This window comes from Corynebacterium mendelii, assembly GCF_017307055.1.
In the GTDB taxonomy this organism is placed as follows: Bacteria; Actinomycetota; Actinomycetes; order Mycobacteriales; family Mycobacteriaceae; genus Corynebacterium; species Corynebacterium mendelii.
Window position 1 is genome coordinate 1 of the sequence record NZ_JAFLEQ010000013.1, and the last position, 1,462, is coordinate 1,462.

A 1,462-nucleotide genomic window follows, 5' to 3' on the forward strand; every position below is an offset into this window, starting at 1 on the left:
ATCAGCGGTAACGATGGTGGTACCACAGCCACGGTCAGCATCAACAGACAGCATCTGCTCGTCATCGCCGAGTTTATCGCGCCAGTAGTTGATGGTTTCGTTGCCGACCAGGAACTTCAGGGTCACCCACCCGGAGGTGTATTTGTCTTCCGGGGTTTTACCGATCACATCAATGGTGTGACTGTAGATACCGGGATGCGAAAACATGAACCGGGTCGGATACTGACCGGCCTGCAGGAACTGCAGTTTCCGGGAAATCGTCGACCCGCCGACAGAAACCGGCATGAACGTGTTGCTCTTGCCCGGACCCGCGGCAACCACACCGCCGCCATAGGATTCGGTAGTCACCGAATAGGTGAGTTTCTGGTCGTTGAGCTTGTCGTAATCAACACCGGTGGTGTCAAACACCACGGTCGGGGCATCATCGTCTGATTCCCCGCCGGTGATCCAGGCACTGGTTTTCCCGGAGTTACGGATGAAATCCTTCAGGTTTTTATCATCACCATCCAGGCAACTCAAAGTATTGTCGGGAACCTCCACCCAGACAGTGGAACCGAAGGACTTGTCTTTGTCATCCGACCACTTCGGCTCCAGATACCCGTAGTCGTCGTAGCCGAGTTTGCTGGTGACAACCCCACCGGAAAACGTGTTGTCCAGGTTCTCCGGGGGCCAGGCTTTGTCGAACTGTGTTTTGAGATTCTCCTCATCCAAAGTCGGCTGGTCGACCACCGGGGCCGGCGGCTCAGGACGATCACCGACAGGTTCTGAAAGACCCATCTCTTCGCGCTGCTGCTCAGCCGTCACACCGGTGGAACCCAAACCAGGTGAACTGCCATCAGCCAGGTGCACATCCCCATCGGTACCCACCAGCCAATAGTGGGTGATCTCCGGGGTTTTTTCCGTCGTACCGTCAAAATGACGGCCCGTGGCCTGCCAGGTCAGCTTGTAGATACCCGGCTCAGTAAACGTCCAGTTGGTGTGGGCATGCCCACCAACAGACACAATGTATTTACGAATATCCCGGGAGGAAAAGATCCTGCTGGCACTGCCCCAGCCGGCAATATAGTTCCACACCTCCATCTCTCCCGGCCCGGCGAAATCCTTCAGCTCCAATTCCAGCGTGTTGCTGACGAAATCATCCGGCACATTCCACTCGTGGCCGGGATCGAAGGCACCGAATCCGGCCCAAATCGGCTTCCACCCGTCATACAGCTGCGCCGGGGCATGCCACAAAATAGTTCCGGGCTGCCCCAGAAACGACAGATTCGGATCATCCGGAACCACCATCCGGGAAACTTCTTTCCCATTGAAGGAATCCGGACCCAACCGCATGCACACATCATCCGAATCAAGGACTTCAGAGCCATCAACAGCCATCACCGTCAGATCCCCATCACCATTGCGGCTGACATAGGGACCATCCACATGCCCGTGGTAGAGCAACTTCCGCCCAGCACACACA

The 1,462-nt window shown here is 56.3% G+C and carries 1 protein-coding gene; it reads right to left on the minus strand.

The features are described from left to right. The coding region (locus JZY06_RS07405; RefSeq protein WP_330617183.1) for a choice-of-anchor M domain-containing protein at window positions 1-1,461 on the minus strand (1,461 nt) is incomplete at its 3' end. Window position 1,462: the final 1 nt, after the last annotated feature.